The organism is Limosilactobacillus pontis DSM 8475, from assembly GCF_001435345.1.
Classification (GTDB): domain Bacteria; phylum Bacillota; class Bacilli; order Lactobacillales; family Lactobacillaceae; genus Limosilactobacillus; species Limosilactobacillus pontis.
This window is the reverse complement of the sequence record NZ_AZGO01000064.1, coordinates 1-16488: the sequence shown is the minus strand read 5'-3', so window position 1 is coordinate 16488 and position 16488 is coordinate 1. Positions and strand designations below refer to the sequence as shown.

Annotated in this window: 21 protein-coding genes, 5 tRNA genes and 1 riboswitch; of the genes, 18 read left to right on the top strand and 8 right to left on the bottom strand. The window is 52.2% G+C overall.

Annotated features, from left to right (window positions below; all coding sequences use genetic code 11):
* Nucleotides 1–33: 33 nt before the first annotated feature.
* From FD34_RS06750 to FD34_RS06735, 4 genes are read right to left on the bottom strand one after another with little or no spacing between them, the layout of a single operon-like run.
* Nucleotides 34–687 (bottom strand): amino acid ABC transporter permease, encoded by a 654-nt coding sequence (locus tag FD34_RS06750; RefSeq protein ID WP_057808023.1) that lies wholly within the window; start codon nt 685–687, stop codon nt 34–36.
* A 13-nt stretch (nt 688–700) separates the two neighbouring features.
* Complete coding sequence (locus FD34_RS06745; RefSeq protein WP_057808021.1) at nt 701–1339, bottom strand: amino acid ABC transporter permease; 639 nt, start codon at nt 1337–1339, stop codon at nt 701–703.
* The gene (locus FD34_RS06740; RefSeq protein ID WP_057808018.1) at nt 1339–2169 is read right to left on the bottom strand and encodes a transporter substrate-binding domain-containing protein; all 831 of its coding nucleotides are present in this window, start codon (nt 2167–2169) and stop codon (nt 1339–1341) included. The genes FD34_RS06745 and FD34_RS06740 overlap by 1 nt, the downstream gene beginning before the upstream one ends.
* A gap of 13 nt (nt 2170–2182) precedes the next feature.
* On the bottom strand, nt 2183–2929 hold the full coding sequence (locus tag FD34_RS06735) for an amino acid ABC transporter ATP-binding protein (protein WP_057808016.1): 747 nt from the start codon (nt 2927–2929) through the stop codon (nt 2183–2185).
* Nucleotides 2930–3196: 267 nt separating this feature from the next.
* On the opposite strand from FD34_RS06735, the gene FD34_RS06730 reads away from it, so the two are divergent.
* The 3 genes from FD34_RS06730 to FD34_RS06720 all read left to right on the top strand — a co-directional run bounded on the left by FD34_RS06730 (nt 3197) and on the right by FD34_RS06720 (nt 5253).
* Nucleotides 3197–3673 carry a universal stress protein gene (locus tag FD34_RS06730; RefSeq protein ID WP_057808013.1) on the top strand — a complete coding sequence of 159 codons (477 nt, stop codon included), beginning with the start codon at nt 3197–3199 and terminating at the stop codon, nt 3671–3673.
* Between the two features lie 194 nt (nt 3674–3867).
* Nucleotides 3868–4551, top strand: coding sequence for a VIT1/CCC1 transporter family protein (locus tag FD34_RS06725; protein ID WP_057808011.1), 684 nt, complete (start codon nt 3868–3870; stop codon nt 4549–4551).
* A 15-nt stretch (nt 4552–4566) separates the two neighbouring features.
* Nucleotides 4567–5253 (top strand): VIT1/CCC1 transporter family protein, encoded by a 687-nt coding sequence (locus FD34_RS06720; protein ID WP_057808009.1) that lies wholly within the window; start codon nt 4567–4569, stop codon nt 5251–5253.
* A gap of 50 nt (nt 5254–5303) precedes the next feature.
* On the opposite strand, the gene FD34_RS06715 is transcribed toward FD34_RS06720, so the two are convergent.
* Entirely contained in the window at nt 5304–6230 is a 927-nt protein-coding gene (locus tag FD34_RS06715) for a cation diffusion facilitator family transporter (protein ID WP_057808007.1), read from the bottom strand.
* Nucleotides 6231–6438: 208 nt separating this feature from the next.
* Here FD34_RS06715 and FD34_RS06710 point away from each other — a divergent pair, with 208 nt between their 5' ends.
* The 14 genes from FD34_RS06710 to FD34_RS06645 all read left to right on the top strand — a co-directional run bounded on the left by FD34_RS06710 (nt 6439) and on the right by FD34_RS06645 (nt 14056).
* Nucleotides 6439–7086 carry a metal-dependent transcriptional regulator gene (locus FD34_RS06710; protein ID WP_057808005.1) on the top strand — a complete coding sequence of 216 codons (648 nt, stop codon included), beginning with the start codon at nt 6439–6441 and terminating at the stop codon, nt 7084–7086.
* Between the two features lie 177 nt (nt 7087–7263).
* Nucleotides 7264–7464: a cold-shock protein gene (locus FD34_RS06705; RefSeq protein ID WP_057808003.1), complete on the top strand. Its 201-nt coding sequence runs from the start codon at nt 7264–7266 to the stop codon at nt 7462–7464.
* Nucleotides 7465–7541: 77 nt separating this feature from the next.
* Nucleotides 7542–8297: a threonine/serine exporter family protein gene (locus tag FD34_RS06700; RefSeq protein WP_057808000.1), complete on the top strand. Its 756-nt coding sequence runs from the start codon at nt 7542–7544 to the stop codon at nt 8295–8297.
* Nucleotides 8298–8309: 12 nt separating this feature from the next.
* Nucleotides 8310–8777, top strand: a complete 468-nt coding sequence (locus FD34_RS06695) for a threonine/serine exporter family protein (protein ID WP_057807998.1) — start codon at nt 8310–8312, stop codon at nt 8775–8777.
* Nucleotides 8778–8837: 60 nt separating this feature from the next.
* Nucleotides 8838–9512, top strand: coding sequence for a phosphatase PAP2 family protein (locus tag FD34_RS06690; protein WP_057807996.1), 675 nt, complete (start codon nt 8838–8840; stop codon nt 9510–9512).
* Between the two features lie 49 nt (nt 9513–9561).
* Complete coding sequence (locus FD34_RS06685; protein ID WP_057807994.1) at nt 9562–9999, top strand: GNAT family N-acetyltransferase; 438 nt, start codon at nt 9562–9564, stop codon at nt 9997–9999.
* A 23-nt stretch (nt 10000–10022) separates the two neighbouring features.
* Nucleotides 10023–10196, top strand: a riboswitch (Lysine riboswitch).
* A gap of 81 nt (nt 10197–10277) precedes the next feature.
* Nucleotides 10278–11771: an amino acid permease gene (locus FD34_RS06680; RefSeq protein WP_057807992.1), complete on the top strand. Its 1494-nt coding sequence runs from the start codon at nt 10278–10280 to the stop codon at nt 11769–11771.
* Nucleotides 11772–11887: 116 nt separating this feature from the next.
* Nucleotides 11888–12529, top strand: a complete 642-nt coding sequence (locus FD34_RS06675; protein ID WP_057807990.1) for a deoxynucleoside kinase — start codon at nt 11888–11890, stop codon at nt 12527–12529.
* A gap of 63 nt (nt 12530–12592) precedes the next feature.
* A tRNA-Val gene (locus FD34_RS06670) sits at nt 12593–12665 on the top strand.
* 3 nt (nt 12666–12668) lie between these two features.
* Nucleotides 12669–12751: transfer RNA gene (locus FD34_RS06665), tRNA-Leu, on the top strand.
* Nucleotides 12752–12848: 97 nt separating this feature from the next.
* A tRNA-Gly gene (locus tag FD34_RS06660) sits at nt 12849–12920 on the top strand.
* Between the two features lie 5 nt (nt 12921–12925).
* Nucleotides 12926–12999 (top strand) — tRNA-Arg (locus FD34_RS06655).
* Between the two features lie 52 nt (nt 13000–13051).
* Nucleotides 13052–13125, top strand: a tRNA-Pro gene (locus FD34_RS06650).
* Nucleotides 13126–13195: 70 nt separating this feature from the next.
* Entirely contained in the window at nt 13196–14056 is an 861-nt protein-coding gene (locus tag FD34_RS06645; RefSeq protein ID WP_057807988.1) for a TrmH family RNA methyltransferase, read from the top strand.
* Between the two features lie 121 nt (nt 14057–14177).
* Here the strand turns inward: FD34_RS06645 and FD34_RS06640 are convergent, their stop codons facing one another.
* From FD34_RS06640 to FD34_RS06630, 3 genes are all read right to left on the bottom strand, one after another.
* Nucleotides 14178–14417, bottom strand: coding sequence for a hypothetical protein (locus tag FD34_RS06640; RefSeq protein WP_057807986.1), 240 nt, complete (start codon nt 14415–14417; stop codon nt 14178–14180).
* An 18-nt stretch (nt 14418–14435) separates the two neighbouring features.
* A complete protein-coding gene (locus FD34_RS06635; protein WP_057807984.1) occupies nt 14436–14669 on the bottom strand; it encodes a hypothetical protein in 234 nt (77 codons plus the stop codon).
* Nucleotides 14670–14774: 105 nt separating this feature from the next.
* Complete coding sequence (locus tag FD34_RS06630; RefSeq protein WP_057807983.1) at nt 14775–15443, bottom strand: SDR family NAD(P)-dependent oxidoreductase; 669 nt, start codon at nt 15441–15443, stop codon at nt 14775–14777.
* A 274-nt stretch (nt 15444–15717) separates the two neighbouring features.
* Here FD34_RS06630 and FD34_RS06625 point away from each other — a divergent pair, with 274 nt between their 5' ends.
* Complete coding sequence (locus FD34_RS06625; protein WP_057807981.1) at nt 15718–16395, top strand: matrixin family metalloprotease; 678 nt, start codon at nt 15718–15720, stop codon at nt 16393–16395.
* Nucleotides 16396–16488: the final 93 nt, after the last annotated feature.

Sequence of the window (16488 nt, the reverse complement as noted above, 5' to 3'; positions counted from 1 at the left end):
CCCCCCAGCCACTATTCTTAGTTTAAATCAATTTTAGGCGAGGTGGCGGTGTAGGTAGTCAGCTAACAGCGACAGGGAGTAGCAGACGATGAAGTAGAGGACCGCCAGAGCAACGAACATCGGAATGATGTAGTTGGTGTTTTGACCATAGATGATCTGGGCGTGGTACATCAGTTCCGGCAGGACAATGATGGTTGCCAGTGAGGTATCCTTGACCAGTGAGATGAACTGACTGACCAGGGCTGGCGTCATGTTCTTGATTGCCTGGGGCAGGACGATGATTCGCAGGGCCTGCCAGCGGGTCAGCCCATTGGCCAGGGCCCCTTCCGTTTGGCCCTTGTCGATCGAATTAATCCCCGAGCGGACGATCTCGGCAACCATGGCGGATTCAAAGATTGACATCGCCATGATGGCGGCCGGGATGATCTCCGGCTTGATCCCAATGTTCGGCAAACCGAAGTAGGTGAAGAAGATGATCAGCAGGAGGGGGAGGTTCCGGATGATGTCAATGATGAAGCCGACAATTGCGGAGAAGTACTTGATCTTCGCGTACCGGATGATCCCCAACAGGGTGCCGACGATAAAACTGATCACGATCGAGGCCACGGAGATCACAATGGTAATCCACAGCCCCTGCAGGAGGAAGCGGACGTTGATCCAGGAATAAGCATCAATAAAGTTTTGCATACCAAGTCACCTCCTAGGCCAGTTTCTTTTCCAGGTGCCGCATGTAGTAGCTGAGCGGCAGCGTGATGATCAGGTACATGATCCCAACAATGAAGTAGGTTGGAATTGTCTGTAGGGTATCGTTGGCGATCAGGTTCCCCTGATACATCAGGTCGAACCCGGCCACAAAGGCCAAGACAGATGAGTTCTTGACCAGGTTGATAAACTGATTGCCCAGCGGCGGAATAACGACCCGGAATGCCTGGGGGAGGATGATGTAGCGCATCGCCTGGTGGTAGGTCATCCCGTTGGAGAGGGCTCCTTCTAGCTGGCCGCCCTCAACGGAGTTAATTCCGGCCCGAACGGTCTCCGCAATGAAGGCGGAGGTATAGAGGGTCAGGCCGATTGTCCCGGCCGTGAAACCATTGATCTTGGCGATGTACATGGGAATAATCAGGAAGAAGGCCATTGTGATGACCAGTAGGGGAATGTTACGGAAGACCTCGACGTAGACCTTACCGATGACCCGCAGGATGCGAGTTTGTGAGATTTCGAGGAGCGCAAAGAGCGTTCCAATGATCATACTGCCAATTAGGGCGATGATGCTACAGAGGATGGTGTTCCAGAGGCCCATCAGCAGCGGTTGCCATTGTGTTGCAATTAAATGTGCCATTAGCGTTTCATCTCCTGATAATTAAAGCCTTTGACGTTACCAAACCACTTGAGGAGGAGACGGTTATAGGTGCCGTCTCTTTCAACTTCCCTTAGGGCCCAGTTCAGCTTGTTGCGGAAGCGCTCCTGGTTTTTATTGACGGCGATTCCGTAGGGCTCCTTGGTGAAGTTACCCCCGACAACCTCGTAGCCAGGGTTCTCAGCGGCCATCCCGTAGAGAATCCCGTTATCCGTGGTCAGGGCATCACCCTGCTTGGACTTGAGGGCCGTCATTGCCTGAGCGTAGTCGGAAAGCTGAAGGACCCGGGCCTTGGGGGCGTGCTTAGCGACGTTCTTGACTGAATTTGAGCCGGAGACACCGAGAACCACCTTGCCAGGCCGGTTCAGGTCGTGGATGTTCTTGATTGGGCTACCCTTCTTGACTAGCAGGGACTGACCAGCGTCGAAGTAGGAGTGGGTAAAGTCAACCTGTTTCTCCCGTTCCGGCGTGATTGTCATGGTGGCCATGATGGCGTCGATGTTCCCATTCTTCAGTAACGGTACCCGGGTTCCGCTGGTGACGGGGACGAAAACGCACTTGCCGTTGGGGCCGAGGATCTTCTTGGTCATTGCCTTGGCCAGGTCGATTTCAAAGCCCTCCAGCTTACCGGTTCGGATATTTTCTAGCCCGAATAGGCGGGTATCGGACTTGCCCCCCCAGGTGATCTGTTTACTCTGTTCATCGCGGGCCAGCACATCCTGCTTGGCCACGGATTGCCCACAGGCCGACAGGGTCAATAGCATTGCTGCCAGCAGGGTGCCCAGCCCTAATAAGTGCCATAATCTCTTCATGACGAGGCCTCCCTTAAATGATATGTCCACTGATCTTACTCATGAACTCTTGGGCCCGCTTGGTGCTTGGCTGCTGACCGAAGAATTTGGCGGTCGAGTCGTCCTCGAGAATCTGGCCGTCCGCCATAAAGATAACCCGGTCGGCCACTGCCCGGGCAAAGCTCATTTCGTGGGTGACGACCAGCATTGTCATGTTGGAGTTTTCGGCGATGTCCTTCATAACGTCGAGAACGTCATCGATCATCTCGGGGTCCAGGGCGCTGGTTGGTTCGTCAAAGAGCAGGCACTTGGGCTTCATCGCCAGACTGCGGGCGATGGCGATTCGCTGCTTTTGACCACCAGAGAGCTGGGCGGGCATATTATCAGCCTTGCTGGCCAGCCCGACCTTGTCCAGGAGCTTCATCGCTAGTTCACGGTTCTCGTCCTCGGGCCGCTTAAGGACGATCCGTGGAGCGAGCATGATGTTTTCGATGACGGACTTGTTGTTGTAAAGGTTAAAGTGTTGGAAGACCATTCCGACCTCACGCCGGATCTTGTTGATGTTGGTCTTCTTGTCCGAGAGATCATAGCCGTTGACGATTAGCTGGCCGGACTGAATCGGGTCGAGCCCGTTGATGGTTCGGATCAAAGTACTCTTTCCAGAGCCGGATGGGCCAATCAAAACGACCGTCTCTCCGCTATCAATTGTGAGGTTGATGTTTTTCAGTGCGTGAAACTTACCATAATATTTTTCCACATTATGGAATTCAATCATTGACATAGGTATACTCCCCAATTCATATAAACTTAATTATGGCCTCGGTACGGACACAATCCACTCAATTATAGTTCTCCTGGGAGGGAGCGTCAAAAGCAAATCTCATGTAAAGTTCGATAAAAAGTATGAGCAACAAGACTTTTGTTTTAGGATCACCAAAAATAATTATTTACAAACTGTAGATAAGTAGTAACATAGGGAGTGTAATTTAACGAAGACGAGCGGGTAATGCTTTCATCGTTAAATGAGAACATAGAGAGGGGTATACTAATGTTCGAAATTAAACCAAAGAAGTTCAAGCGAATCCTCGTTGGGGTTGATGACGCACCGGATGCCCGGGCCGCCTTTGCCTACGCGGTTGACAAGGCCAAGCGTGATGGTTCCGAAATTGGAATCGTCTCTATTCTGGAAACGGGCCACGTCAGCGTCTACCAAATTTTAGATAAGGACTATGTTCACAGCAGTGAAGATGAACTACGCAAGCGGATCAACGAGTACGTTCAGGCTGCCATCGACTACGGTGTTGACCCGAAGAAGATCACGGCAATTGTTGACCAAGGTGAACGGCCAGCTGAACGGATCTGCAACCACGTCATTCCTGCCTTCCAACCAGATCTGCTGGTAGTTGGCTCCATTGGTAAGTGGGGTAACCGGAAGGCTGTTGGTTCGCAGGCCTCCTACATGACCCGTCATGCGGGGACCTCCGTTTTTGTCATCCGGACGACCGCGGTTGAAACATACGAATAAAATCACGCTTGTATTAGCATTGTGTTGTCCTAATGTGGACAATATAAAGAGGCTGAGTTGATGCTCAGCCTCTTTTTCCATGCTTATGTTAATTTGAATGTTTCTAAGCTGGCGCTGGGAGATACTAAAAAATAGTTGTAAATCACGTGCTTGATGTTATAATGATTCTAAACTAAAGAAGAGAAGGCGGAACTATGCCAAAGAAGAAAATGTCATTGGCCCAAAAGGTCAACGTCCTGCGTGCGAGCGTCATGGGTGCCAATGATGGGATTATCTCCGTTGCCGGGATCGTCATTGGGGTGGCGGCGGCGACCAGTAATCCCTATTCAATTTTAATTTCTGGCCTGTCCGGGAGCCTGGCCGGAACAATTTCGATGTGCATGGGGGAGTACGTGTCGGTCTCCACCCAGAAGGATTCCCAGAAGATGGCCCTGATTAGTGAGCGGCAGCGGCTGACCGACCAATATCAGCAGGAGTTTGATTACGTCCAGCAGCAATACGAGAAGCAGGATATCGACCCCAAGCTGGCCAACCAGGCCACCCGAGAACTGATGGACAAGGATGCCCTGTCAACCGTGGTCCAGGAACGGTATGGTTTTAACCCCAAGGAGTTCACCAGCCCCTATGCGGCGGCGATTACGTCCTTTATCTCCTTCCCGACCGGATCGATTCTCCCGATGGTAGCGGTGACGATGGCACCGGAGCACGTTCGGATCTTTGCGACCATGATCGCCGTTTTGATTGCCCTTCTGATTACCGGGTACTTTGCCGCGGTATTGAGTAAGGCCAACCGGGTTAAGTCAATGTTGCGTAACGCCACGGCGGGACTCCTCACGATGTGTGTAACCTACCTGATTGGGCAGCTGTTTGCCCGCTAAAGGAGATGAGTGTTCATGGCGAAAATCAAACGAAAAAAGCAAACGATGGAAGAAAAGCTGAACACACTCCGGGCGGGGGTCCTAGGTTCTAACGACGGGATTCTGACGGTTGTTGGGGTCCTGGTTTCCGTGGCGGCGGCGACGACCGATCGCTTTACGATCTTTATTGCCGGTCTGTCTGACCTGCTGGCCTGTGCCTTCTCGATGGCCTGTGGTGAGTACGCCTCTGTTTCAACACAGCGGGACACCGAGGAGTCAGCGGTTAACACCGAACAACGCCTGCTCAAGACCGACTTTGCTGGCGAGCTCGCGACGGTCAAGCAGTACTATGTCGATAAGGGGGTTACCCCGGCGACCTCCATGGCGATTGCCAAGGATCTTTTGAGCAAGAAACCCCTAGAGATGATGGTTCGGATCAAGTACGACATTGAACTGGGTCACGTCCTGAGTCCGTGGGATGCCGCCTTTTCCTCACTCTTCAGTGCGGCAGCTGGGGGCCTCTTCCCACTGATGGCGATGACCTTTGCACCGAACGCCTACAAGTGGTATGCGGTGATCCTGGCGGTGGTCCTGACGAGTGCTTTGACTGGGTTCATCAGTTCTAAACTGGGGAACGGTCTGGTCAAGGTGGCCGTCATCCGGAATATCATCATCGGGTTGATCACGATCACGATCCACTACGGTGTTGGGAAACTCTTTTAAAAGCAAAAATGCGGTTGGCAATTGTCAGCCGCATTTTTGTGTTGCTTAGGTTAGTGGCGGTGTTTGTAGCCACCCGGCCTGATGACGTTTTCCTCGTCGACGGGGGTGTTGAAGAGCTCCTCGTCACGCCCTCGAGAACATTCCGCCTGGAGGGTGATGTGACAGATGCCGTACTTCTGACGGAGAATGTCTTCAACCTGACTGTAGATACCCTCCACTTGGCTGAGTGGGAGATCCTGGCAGTTGAGGTGGGCAGAGAAGATGATTCGGTGTTCATCAATCATCCAGGCGTGGACGTGGTGAACATCCTCGACACCGGGAACCTGCTTGATATCCTTGGCGATGTTGTCATAGTCCAGGTCTGGGGATGATTGCATCAGGATCTTGATTGTCTGGACGATGATCGGCCAGGACTCGTAGGCAATGTAGAGGGCCACGGCGATGGTCAGTGCCGGGTCAAGCCAGGGGACGTTGACGAAGGTCAGAATTAAACCGCCGATGATGACGGCAACTGATGAGAGGGCGTCGCTGAGTACGTGTAGGTAGGTGGCCTTGACGTTCAGGCTGTCATGACTACCGGCGTGAAGCAGCAGGGCCGAGGCGAGGTTGGCAACCAGGCCGACGATCGCCACGGCCAGCATGATCCCACCGTTAATGTGTTGGGGATGATCTAGTCGCTGAATGGCCTCACCGATCAGAAAGATAGCGATGATGACCAGCAGGAGACTGTTGGTCAGCGCCGAGAGGATCTCTGCCCGCCGGTAGCCATAGGTCTGTTCCCGGGTTTCGGGATGGCTGCCGATGTGCTGGGCAAAGTAGCCGAGGACAATCGAGAAGGAATCTCCCATGTTGTGGAAAGCATCGGAAAGCAGGGCCAGGCTGCCCGAGACCAGGCCCCCGATGATTTCAACAACCGTGATTAAGACGTTCAATAGGGTAACCGCTAAGAAGCGTTTACCGGTGATCTTTTCTTCCATATTAGTGGTCGCTCCTTAAAATAGATATGAATTGCAATTTTTTATCCCGTAGCATTATAATAGCTAAATGTTACTAACAGAAAAGTTAGGGTTTCCAAACTACCCTTTCATGATATGCTATAATGTTATTATATTCAATATTAGACGAGGAGTATTATTTTCGTGACCGTTCGAAGGCCAGAAATTCTTATTTAGAGGTGAATTGATATTGACTCCAATGAAGGAAGACTACTTGAAAATTATTTTTAAGCTGGGCGGCAGTCACAAAAAGGTATCAAACAAGGAGATCTCACTGGGCCTGGGGATCGCAGCCGGGTCCGTTACCGAGATGATTTCCAAGCTGGCTGACGAAGGCCTGGTCGTCCACGAGCCTTACTCGGGGATCTCACTGACGGCTAAGGGCCAGCGCTATGCAGCTGAGCTGGTCCGCAAGCACCGGCTTTGGGAGACCTTCCTGGTGGATAAGCTTCACTACAACTTTGCTGACGTCCATACGGAGGCCGAAATTCTTGAGCACCAGACCAGCGACCGGCTAGCCACGGCACTCGATGACTTTCTCGATCACCCGCAAAACTGCCCCCATGGTGGGGTAATCCCTGAGGCCAACGGGCACTTCCCAGACGTCAGTCACCGACTGTTGGCTGATGCAAATGATGGTGAGGAAGTCGAGCTGGAACGTTTCCTGGATAACCATGAGTTATTGACCTACCTGGAGGAGCTCAACCTGCGGCCCCAGGATAAGGTGAAGGTTGTCCGTCACGAACCGTTTGAGGGTCCAATCGTGATCACCAAGGACGGGAATACCCAGCCGGTCAGCGTTTCCTACAAGGCCGCTCACAACATCTTTATTAAGTAGGCAAGGAGGAGGTCGGTGGGAAACGATCGCTTTTTTGGTGCGGCCATGCTATAATGGTATCTGTAGTTTTTACGTGCGGTTGGCTCGATTTGTTTCATTCAGTTAAAACGGTCTTCCATCTTCACCAATAATTATTACAAATATAACGTGCCAACGGGCACAGGAGGATTCACACTAATGGAACAAGGAACTGTTAAATGGTTTAACAACGACAAGGGCTACGGCTTCATTAACCGGGAAAGCGGTGACGACGTATTCGTTCACTTCTCCGCTATCCAGGGTGATGGCTTCAAGAACCTGGATGAGGGCCAACACGTAACTTTCGACGTTGAAGAGGGCGATCGGGGCCTTCAAGCGGTCAACGTTGTTAAGGATTAGAAATTAAGCCTGACAGGTACTGCTGACAATGTAAATTGTTAGTGGTACCTTTTTTAGTAGAGTAAGGAAGTGGGCAGATGCTGACGAAAAAACGGCGCCGGCTGGCTCTGCGAACGTGTTCGCTGGCTGGACGGATCCTCATTGAGAACGGCTCCAACATGGAACGGGTCAACGATACCCTCCATCGGATGGCGCACACGGCTGGTCTTCAGGACTTTCAGGCCTTCACAACGGTGACCGGGATCGTGCTTGGCGCCAACAACATGCCTAACGCGATGGTGATGAACATCCGCCGTCGGAAGAATGACCTCAGTAAGGTGACCGCGGTCAACGAAATTTCCCGGGAAATGTCCCAGGGCCTGATCACCCTGCCCGAGGCCTATGCCCAGCTGAAGTGGGTTGACCGTCAGGGACCGTACAAATACCAAAACTTAGTTGAGGCGCTGGCGGCCGCGGTTTTGAGTATGGCGTTGATGATCGTCTTCACCGGTGACTACCGGGATTCCTGGGCTGGCTTCATCGACGGTGGGATCAGCTATGCCGTCTTCTCCTATGTGATTCGTAAGTTTAAGATCCAGTACCTAGGTGAATTTTGCTCATCGTTGGTGATTGGCTTTTTGACGGTTTTGATGGTTAAACTCGGCTGGGCCCACAGCATCAATGACATCATCATTGGAGCCGTGATGCCGCTGGTCCCGGGGATTCCACTGACCAACGCAGCCCGGGACCTGGTATCAGGTAACCTGATCTCTGGACCGACCCGGGGAATTGAAGCAATCCTGACGGCGGTTTCGATCGGCAGTGCGATCGTGATTGTCCTGCACTTTGCTTAGGGAGGTGGCAGCATGCATTATTGGTTAAATCTGGCGCTGCAGTTTTTTCTCTCCTACATCTCAACGGTCTGCTTCGGTATCCTTCTCCACATTCCATCCCGCGCCTACAACGTGGCCGGGGTTATCGGTGGTGGCTCCTGGGTTATCTACTGGGTCATGTACTACCAAGACGGGGTTGGGCTGGCCTTTAGCAACCTTTTTGCTGCCATCCTGATCGCCCTTTGCAGCCGGTGGGCGGCCCAGCACAAGAAAATGCCGGCGATCGTCTTCGAGGTTCCGGCCCTGGTACCCTTTGTTCCCGGCGGCCAGGCCTACAAGATGGTCCGCAACTTCGCCATCGGCAACTACTACCTGGTTACTGTTTATTTCTACCAGGTGGTGGTCATCGTCGGCGCGATTACCCTGGGTTTTGGACTGGGGGAGCTTTTGAACCGGATCATCCACTACCGCCGCTGGAAAATTGTAAAAAAGAACCGTTGACGGCTGGGCAGTGTGGTATACTCAGTTAATGTTATTAATATCAAAATAGGAGATTTACTAATGTTTATCGAACGCGATCAGCACCGGTGGTGGCGCTTTGCCATCTCAGGTGGTGCTTTTATTATTTTAATGCTGCTCATCAAGTTTAATTCGACAGTGGTTACCATGATTGATGCCATTCTCCAGTCGCTATTCACTGGACAGCGTGTTGAGGGGGCGGGCTGGTTCCACGCCCTGATGACCTTACTGTCGTTTCTGGCGAGTCCGAAGATGGACCTGCTCTGGGTAATCATCATCGCCGCCCTCCTCTGGTACAAGCACTACCAGATTCCGGCACTGTGGGCCCTGGGCACGATTGTTGGTGGGGACGTTTTTGGCGAGATCTTTAAGCACATCGTTAAGCGGGCCCGGCCAGCACAGCACCTGGCTGCCGATGATGGTTACAGCTTCCCGAGTGGTCACACCCTGGGGATCTTCCTGGTGGCCGCAATCCTGCTGCTGATCGTGGTACCGCTGATCAAGAAGCATTCCACCCGGACGATTTGCCAGCTGCTAATCGTCTTCGTGGTATTCTTCCTGGCGGTCTCCCGGGTTTACCTGTACGCCCACTGGCCCTTTGATACAATCAGTGCTATGTTGCTGGCTTACGCCTGGCTCCAGGTGGCCGAATGGCTCTACGTGGCCTGGGCACCGCGCTTGCGGGAGATTCCGTTTTTATCCACGTCCGAAATTTAGCGATTACTGCCGTGTTCTGAACACGGCTTTTTTATTAGAGGAGAAAACAATGCCGGAGATTGAACTTAACATGGCTACCATTGATGATGCCCCGGCCATCGCCCGTATCCTGACTGACCCATTGGTTTGTCAGCGCGCCCACCTGCTAGTTGTCCCTGATCCGGCCGCGGTAACCATGCTGATGGCGAGCGTTCACCTGTTGGCGATCCGCCGTGCCGGTCGGGTGGTGGGAATCATTACTCTTGACCTGGTCAGTGAAAACTGCTGGGAACTGGGCTACCTGCTTAGCCGGTCCGACTGGGGCCAAGGAATCATGACGACTGCTGTCGGCCTCCTCCTTGAACGACTGCGTTCGGGGACCCAACTGACGGCGATCGTGGACAATGAGAATGTTGCTTCGCAGCGAGTCCTGGTCAAGAACGGTTTCGTCCGGGTAGGCGATGATGGTGAGCGGGGCACCTGGCGATATAAAAAGGACTTGCGTTGATTCAATATTAGAGTATAATTAGAAAACAATGAAGAGGTTGCATTTTTTATCAGTATCCCGTAATAGGTGAATAAGCACCGGACGGCGGGTGAAAGGGAGAAATGCCGAAACAGGGTCCGGCTTATTCTGGCACGCTGTTGGGCCATGGCTGAACAAGTCATGGACTGTCGCAAGAAATGCGGGGCGCTTCCGGAAAAGACTTACCGTGGTTATTACCAGGTCTTCTGATGGGCGTCCCGTTAGGAGACCTTTTTTACTATTTTGGAGGAATGAGTTATATGGCAGAAACAAGTCACAGCGACGGAGCCAGTGGCCATATTAAACGGTCGCTGAAGACCCGCCACCTTTCAATGATTGCCCTTGGTGGGACGATCGGGACGGGGCTTTTTATCACCAGTGGTGAGGCAATCTCGACTGCCGGACCTGGTGGGGCCCTAATTGCCTACGTCGTGATGGGGATGATGGTTTACTTCCTGATGACCAGCCTCGGTGAGATGGCAACCTATATGCCGCTAACCGGGTCCTTCTCCGCCTACGCCACCAAGTTCATTGACCCGGCCCTCGGCTTTGCCATGGGGTGGAACTACTGGCTGAACTGGGCTGTTACCATTCCCGTGGAGGCGACGACGGCGGGGATCATCATGAACTACTGGTTGCCGGAGGTTCCCCAGTGGATCTTTAGTGTGACCGTCTTGGCCTTGATCTTTTTGATCAACTATCTTTCCGTCCGCTCCTATGGTGAGACGGAGTACTGGTTAGCCCTGGTCAAGATCGTTACCGTCGTTGTCTTCCTGATCGTCGGGGTAGCCGTCATCTTTGGAATTATGGGTGGCCACGCCGTTGGGGTCAGCAATTTCCACTACAAGAAGGCGCCGTTTGTCGGTGGGATACCGGCGATCATCAGCATCTTCCTGATCGCTGGGTTCTCTTTCCAGGGAACTGAGCTGGTTGGGATTACGGCCGGTGAGGCGGCAACCCCTGAGGTTTCGGTCTCCAAGGCCATCCGCTCGACCTTCTGGCGGATCCTGATCTTCTACATCTGCACGATCTTTGTGATTGCATGTATTCTTCCATACACTGACAAGAATCTGCTGAATCAGGATGTTTCCAACATCACGATGAGCCCGTTTACCATTGTCTTCAAGCGGGCGGGCCTGGCCGTTGCTGCCAGCGTGATGAACGCGGTAATTCTGACGGCGGTTATTTCATCGGCCAACTCCGGGCTCTATGCCTCGACACGGATGCTCTTTTCTCAGGCACGGGAAGGGTATGCATGGCGCTTCTTCGGTTACGTCAACAAGCGGGGGATCCCGATCTATGCCCTGCTAGGAACCATGATTGTCTCCTGCCTGATCTACCTGACCCAGTTCATCGCTCCTCAGGCATATAATTACCTGATCAGTGCCTCGGGGTTGTGCGGGTTCATCGCTTGGCTCGGGATCGCTGCTTCACACTGGCGGTTCCGGCGGGCCTACGTCAGCCAGGGGCGTGATATCAACGACCTGAAGTACAAGTCGTCCTTCTTCCCGTTCGGCCCAATCTTTGCCTTCATCCTTTGCTTCATCGTGATCTGTGGACAAAACGTCGATGCCTTCATCAAGTGGGACTGGCAGAACATCGCCATCTCTTACATGAGTGTGCCAATCTTTTTGATCTTGTTCATCTACTACAAGGTCCGTTACAAGACCCACGTCATTCCACTAGACAAGGTGGACCTGTCACCAAGTACTAAGGGTGAGAAGTATGTGGCACCAGATGATGAGGATAAATAAATATTAACCACAAAATATGGTCACTTTCGGGTGGCCATTTTGTTTTTTAGTGATAGAATTGTATTCGTGTGTTTTTAAGACTCTGATATTCAATTTAAGAAAGGGAACGTTATTAAATGATTGCTTTAGCCGGAACAATTGGTGCTGGGAAGACCAGCCTGACGCAACTCTTAGCTGACCACCTGAATAGTCAGGCCTTCTATGAATCGGTCGAGGGAAACAAGATTCTGCCACTCTTCTACAAGGACCCAAAGAAGTATGGCTTCCTCCTTCAAATCTACTTTCTAAACAAGCGCTTGGACGAGATTAAGGCCTCCTATGGCAACGATCTGAACGTTTTGGACCGTTCGATCTTCGAGGATGCTCTCTTATTCAAGCTGAATGCCGACATGGGGCGGGCCACGGAGACTGAGTCTGACATCTACTCATCCCTGTTGAGCAACATGATGGAGGAGCTGCCGGATCAAGTTCACCAGAAGGCCCCTAACCTGTTGATCACTATTAAGGTTTCCTTTGACACCATGCTGAAGCGGATCAAGAAGCGGGGTCGCTCATATGAACAGCTCGCCAACGACCCGTCCCTGTATAGTTACTACAAGAACCTGAACGAGCGTTACGTCAATTGGTACGAGCAGTATGACGAGAGCCCGAAGATGCTGATTGATGGCGACAAGTATGATTTTGTCGAGGACGAACAGGCGGCCCAACAGGTATTGAAGATGATTGATGCGAAGTTAGCAGAATTAAATCTCAAGTAGGCCTTGACAAATTTTAGAGATGATGTTATATTAATTAGGCTGATTTGTTTCAGTTTAATTTTCGGAGGATTAGCTCAGTTGGGAGAGCATCTGCCTTACAAGCAGAGGGTCACAGGTTCGAGCCCTGTATCCTCCATATGCGGATGTGGCGGAATTGGCAGACGCGCAAGATTTAGGATCTTGTATCTTTATGATGTGAGGGTTCAAGTCCCTTCGTCCGCATACGGCTTTACAATTATTAAAAAAGCTGTTGACAATTTCTGATTTATCATGTACAGTTTATAACTGTTGATACGGAATGTGTCGAAAACTTGAATATGCGGAAGTAGTTCAGTGGTAGAACATCACCTTGCCATGGTGGGGGTCGCGGGTTCGAATCCCGTCTTCCGCTCTTATGCACCCATAGCGCAATTGGATAGAGTGTCTGACTACGAATCAGAAGGTTGAAGGTTCGACTCCTTCTGGGTGCATCCTAAAGCGTGACAGTTATCTCGTGGAGATGGGTGTGGCGCTTCTTTTTTTCGGAAATTAGCTCAGCTTGGTAGAGCGCTGCGTTCGGGACGCAGAGGTCGCAAGTTCGAATCTTGTATTTCCGACTAATAAAAGCCCGTTGTAGTAATTGTTACTGCAATGGGCTTTTTAATTTCCTAAGGGGGCAGATACGTGATGCATAACTTGATTTATCTTAACAACCTGGAAGCTGCTGCGCTGGACCCCTACGTACGACTCAATGAAGCCCAGCTTTCCCATGCCATGAAGCCGGGAATGTTTGTTGCGGAGAGCCCCAAGGTAATCGAACGGGCATTGCGGGCCGGCTATCAGCCAGCCTCGCTCCTGATGGAGAAACGGGTTCTTGACCGCGACCTGGCAGACCTGGACCATGAGATGATTACCAACGGAACCGCCGACCTTGGTCAGACGCCGATCTATGTCGTCGATAGCACGCAGATTCGCCAGCTGGCTGGTTACAACATGCTCCGCGGAGCCTTGGCCGCGATGTGTCGGATGGCGCGCCCTGATCTTTTCGACTTTCTGGCCGCACTGCCGACTGACCACCCCCGAATCGCGGTCCTAGAACGGGTGGTTAACCCGGCCAACATTGGAGCAATCTTCCGTTCCGCTGCTGCGCTGGGGATTGATGGGGTGGTTGTGACCAGTGATTCCGCTGATCCCCTCTACCGTCGGGCCTCGCGGGTGGCGATGGGGACCGTCTTCCAGGTACCATGGACCTATGTTGACGCCAAGACCTGGCAGGCCGACGGAATTGGTCTCCTGCATCGACTGGGTTACCGGACAGCGGCCATGGCCTTACGTCATAATACCGTTAGTATCGCTGATTCCCGGCTAGACAGGGTGAATAAGCTGGCGATCATTCTTGGTGCGGAGGGCCCCGGACTAAGGGAGCAGACAATTGACCAGAGTGATTTTACAATTAAGATCCCGATGGCCCCGGGCGTCGATTCTCTGAACGTTGCTGCAGCCTCGGCCCTAGCCTTCTGGGAGCTAGGGAATCACGGCGTCCATTGATAAGGCGGCTGCCGATTTCTTGACAAAATAAGGCATTCTCCACCAGCACGCCAACTTAAATTAAATAATCCGCCCGCTTGCTAATGGAGGGAAGCGGACGGATTTTTAGTTTTATACGGTCTTAACTTTTTTCATTAGGATTGGCCCACACGATGCCGGCGACCAGTGCCAAGCAAATGATCAGCTCCGGGTTGCTAGCTCGCAGTAAGAATGCCCCCGTTCCAAGGACTAGCGTAATGATTGTTAGTAAGAAATTCTGCATGGTGAAGGGGCGCCGGTGGTTGTAGACCCCGTTGGCAAGCAGACCGAAATAGTAGGTAATGGTACTCAGGAAGAGCAACAGCCAGAGAACGGTCCGCAAAACTTCCTGATCGGTGAGTTAGTCTAGCCCAGCTGTCAGTGAGAGGATAGCGATCACCATTAAGACGTGGGAGTATATCAGAGCAAACTCACGACTATATTGATGGTCGTTAATGAGGTGTTTACTTTGTAGAATGTAGCTGCCAAACATGGCGGTGATGAAGGCGAAGCCCCGGACGTCGCGGTATCGCAGTGAGTGGTCACCGGATCCACACAGGTACTGCCAGATCAGGTTGGCGACGATTGTTTTCATAATTGGGTCGCTTCCGGTAAAAAGTTATTAAGATCATGCTAACGAAAAAGCCCTTCCCTGACGGGTCGCTTGACCGGTCGGGAAGGGTATAGTGGTGCGTGTTAATTAACCGCGGACGGACTGACCACCGTCGACAATCAGTTCAGCGCCGTTGACGTACTTGGCCTCGTCACTGGCCAGGAAGAGAACTGGGTAGGCCACGTCCTCGGGATTACCGAGGTGGCCGAGCGGAATGCCATCGATCAGTGAGTCAAGCAGTTGCTTGTTGAGGGTGAAGACCTGCATCATCGGGGTGACAATCCAGCCGGAGAGGACGGAGTTGACCCGAATATTATACTTGCCGAGGTCGCGGGCTGCACCCTTGGTAAATGCTCGTGAGGCCCCCTTTGAAGCGGTGTACGGGGATGCACCAGCAATTCCTTGGACACTGGCGAGGGAGGAGATATTGATGATCGAACCGCCGCCGTTCTTTTTCATTACGGGGACGATGTACTTCATCCCTAGGAAGTGGGCCATGGCATTAGTTTCCATGTAACGGTGCCAGTCAGCAATTGTAGAATCGGTCAGGCCGGATGTCCTATCGGTGACCCCGATTCCGGCGTTGTTAACCAGGATATCGATCTTGCCGAATTTTGCGACTCCTTTGGCAATGGCGTCGCCCCACTGCTCCTCCTGGGTAACGTCCAGCGCCAGCGGCAGGATCACATCGCCGTACTGTTCACGCAGGCTGTCGGCACGCTGATTGAGGAGCTTGGTGTTGATGTCGGTTGGCACCCTCCTTAACAAAAAGAGCCGTCTCGGCAGCCCCTTGACCACTCGCTGCCCCGGTGATCAGTGCCACCTTATCAATTAGTCGTTTTGACATGAGTAAGAACTCCCTTAAATAGATTTATAAAAATGTTAGTTACATGATATCAATAAAAGTTTTCCAAGGATAATTAAATTTAAATTACCTAAAGATTAAAATTATTACAATCCGATGGGGAAAGCCTAATGGTTGCTTCCTTACCGGAAATAGCCGATCGATTGTCATCGAGGGGGGAAGCTGATGAAACGCCTATTGATATTATTATGTATGCTGCCATTTTTCTGGGGGTGGGGGATGCCGGCCCATGCGATGACCATCTCTTCAATTAATCAATCATCGGTCTTCAGTAGCGGCAATGACCAGGAAAACGGCATGGATAGTAGGGCCAACCGGGCTGCAGCCAAGGCCCTCCACCTGCCGTCTAGTACGCCGACGCCGACTGAGGGCTACCGCTGGCCGACCCGACAGCTGAAGATCTACATGGCCACCCATGATCGCTTCCTCCAGTCAGCATTTTTTGGTGCAGTTCGGGCCTGGAACCGTACCGGTGCCGTTCACATCAGTTGGTGCCATGATGAGGACCGGGCCGACATCATTGCCCAAGATGGTTCCTTGACTAGTACAGGCACGAGCTCGAACGTGGGTTACGTTTCTTCCCAGCTGGGCTCGACCAGTACCGAATACAATCCTGATACCCACGCTCTTATCAGGGCGCGTTCCACTCTTGACCCAAGTCAACTCGATTGCACTAGTCGCCACTTCCGGACGGCGGTTGCGGAACACGAACTGGGACACGCCTTGGGCTTGGCCCACGCCCCTGAATATATGCACAGTGTCATGATTCCACGGAACGTGCGGACAGGGATTACCAGGGATGACCGAGCGACGATTCGCCTCCTCTATGGCCTTAAGCGGTAATTGGATTGTGAGCGCTTCACAATTTTGTTGCTTTTAGTTAGGGCAGATTGTAAAATTTAAGTTGAACATTTAAGTGGACAGAAAAACCCATCA

Excerpts from the sequence above, each read along its gene's own strand:
- FD34_RS06750 (WP_057808023.1), bottom strand. The coding sequence starts at position 687 with ATGCAAAACTTTATTGATGCTTATTCCTGGATCAACGTCCGCTTCCTC.
- FD34_RS06745 (WP_057808021.1), bottom strand. The coding sequence starts at position 1,339 with ATGGCACATTTAATTGCAACACAATGGCAACCGCTGCTGATGGGCCTC.
- FD34_RS06740 (WP_057808018.1), bottom strand. The coding sequence starts at position 2,169 with ATGAAGAGATTATGGCACTTATTAGGGCTGGGCACCCTGCTGGCAGCA.
- FD34_RS06735 (WP_057808016.1), bottom strand. The coding sequence starts at position 2,929 with ATGTCAATGATTGAATTCCATAATGTGGAAAAATATTATGGTAAGTTT.
- FD34_RS06730 (WP_057808013.1), top strand. The coding sequence starts at position 3,197 with ATGTTCGAAATTAAACCAAAGAAGTTCAAGCGAATCCTCGTTGGGGTT.
- FD34_RS06725 (WP_057808011.1), top strand. The coding sequence starts at position 3,868 with ATGCCAAAGAAGAAAATGTCATTGGCCCAAAAGGTCAACGTCCTGCGT.
- FD34_RS06720 (WP_057808009.1), top strand. The coding sequence starts at position 4,567 with ATGGCGAAAATCAAACGAAAAAAGCAAACGATGGAAGAAAAGCTGAAC.
- FD34_RS06715 (WP_057808007.1), bottom strand. The coding sequence starts at position 6,230 with ATGGAAGAAAAGATCACCGGTAAACGCTTCTTAGCGGTTACCCTATTG.
- FD34_RS06705 (WP_057808003.1), top strand. The coding sequence starts at position 7,264 with ATGGAACAAGGAACTGTTAAATGGTTTAACAACGACAAGGGCTACGGC.
- FD34_RS06700 (WP_057808000.1), top strand. The coding sequence starts at position 7,542 with ATGCTGACGAAAAAACGGCGCCGGCTGGCTCTGCGAACGTGTTCGCTG.
- FD34_RS06695 (WP_057807998.1), top strand. The coding sequence starts at position 8,310 with ATGCATTATTGGTTAAATCTGGCGCTGCAGTTTTTTCTCTCCTACATC.
- FD34_RS06690 (WP_057807996.1), top strand. The coding sequence starts at position 8,838 with ATGTTTATCGAACGCGATCAGCACCGGTGGTGGCGCTTTGCCATCTCA.
- FD34_RS06685 (WP_057807994.1), top strand. The coding sequence starts at position 9,562 with ATGCCGGAGATTGAACTTAACATGGCTACCATTGATGATGCCCCGGCC.
- FD34_RS06680 (WP_057807992.1), top strand. The coding sequence starts at position 10,278 with ATGGCAGAAACAAGTCACAGCGACGGAGCCAGTGGCCATATTAAACGG.
- FD34_RS06675 (WP_057807990.1), top strand. The coding sequence starts at position 11,888 with ATGATTGCTTTAGCCGGAACAATTGGTGCTGGGAAGACCAGCCTGACG.
- FD34_RS06645 (WP_057807988.1), top strand. The coding sequence starts at position 13,196 with ATGCATAACTTGATTTATCTTAACAACCTGGAAGCTGCTGCGCTGGAC.
- FD34_RS06635 (WP_057807984.1), bottom strand. The coding sequence starts at position 14,669 with ATGAAAACAATCGTCGCCAACCTGATCTGGCAGTACCTGTGTGGATCC.
- FD34_RS06625 (WP_057807981.1), top strand. The coding sequence starts at position 15,718 with ATGAAACGCCTATTGATATTATTATGTATGCTGCCATTTTTCTGGGGG.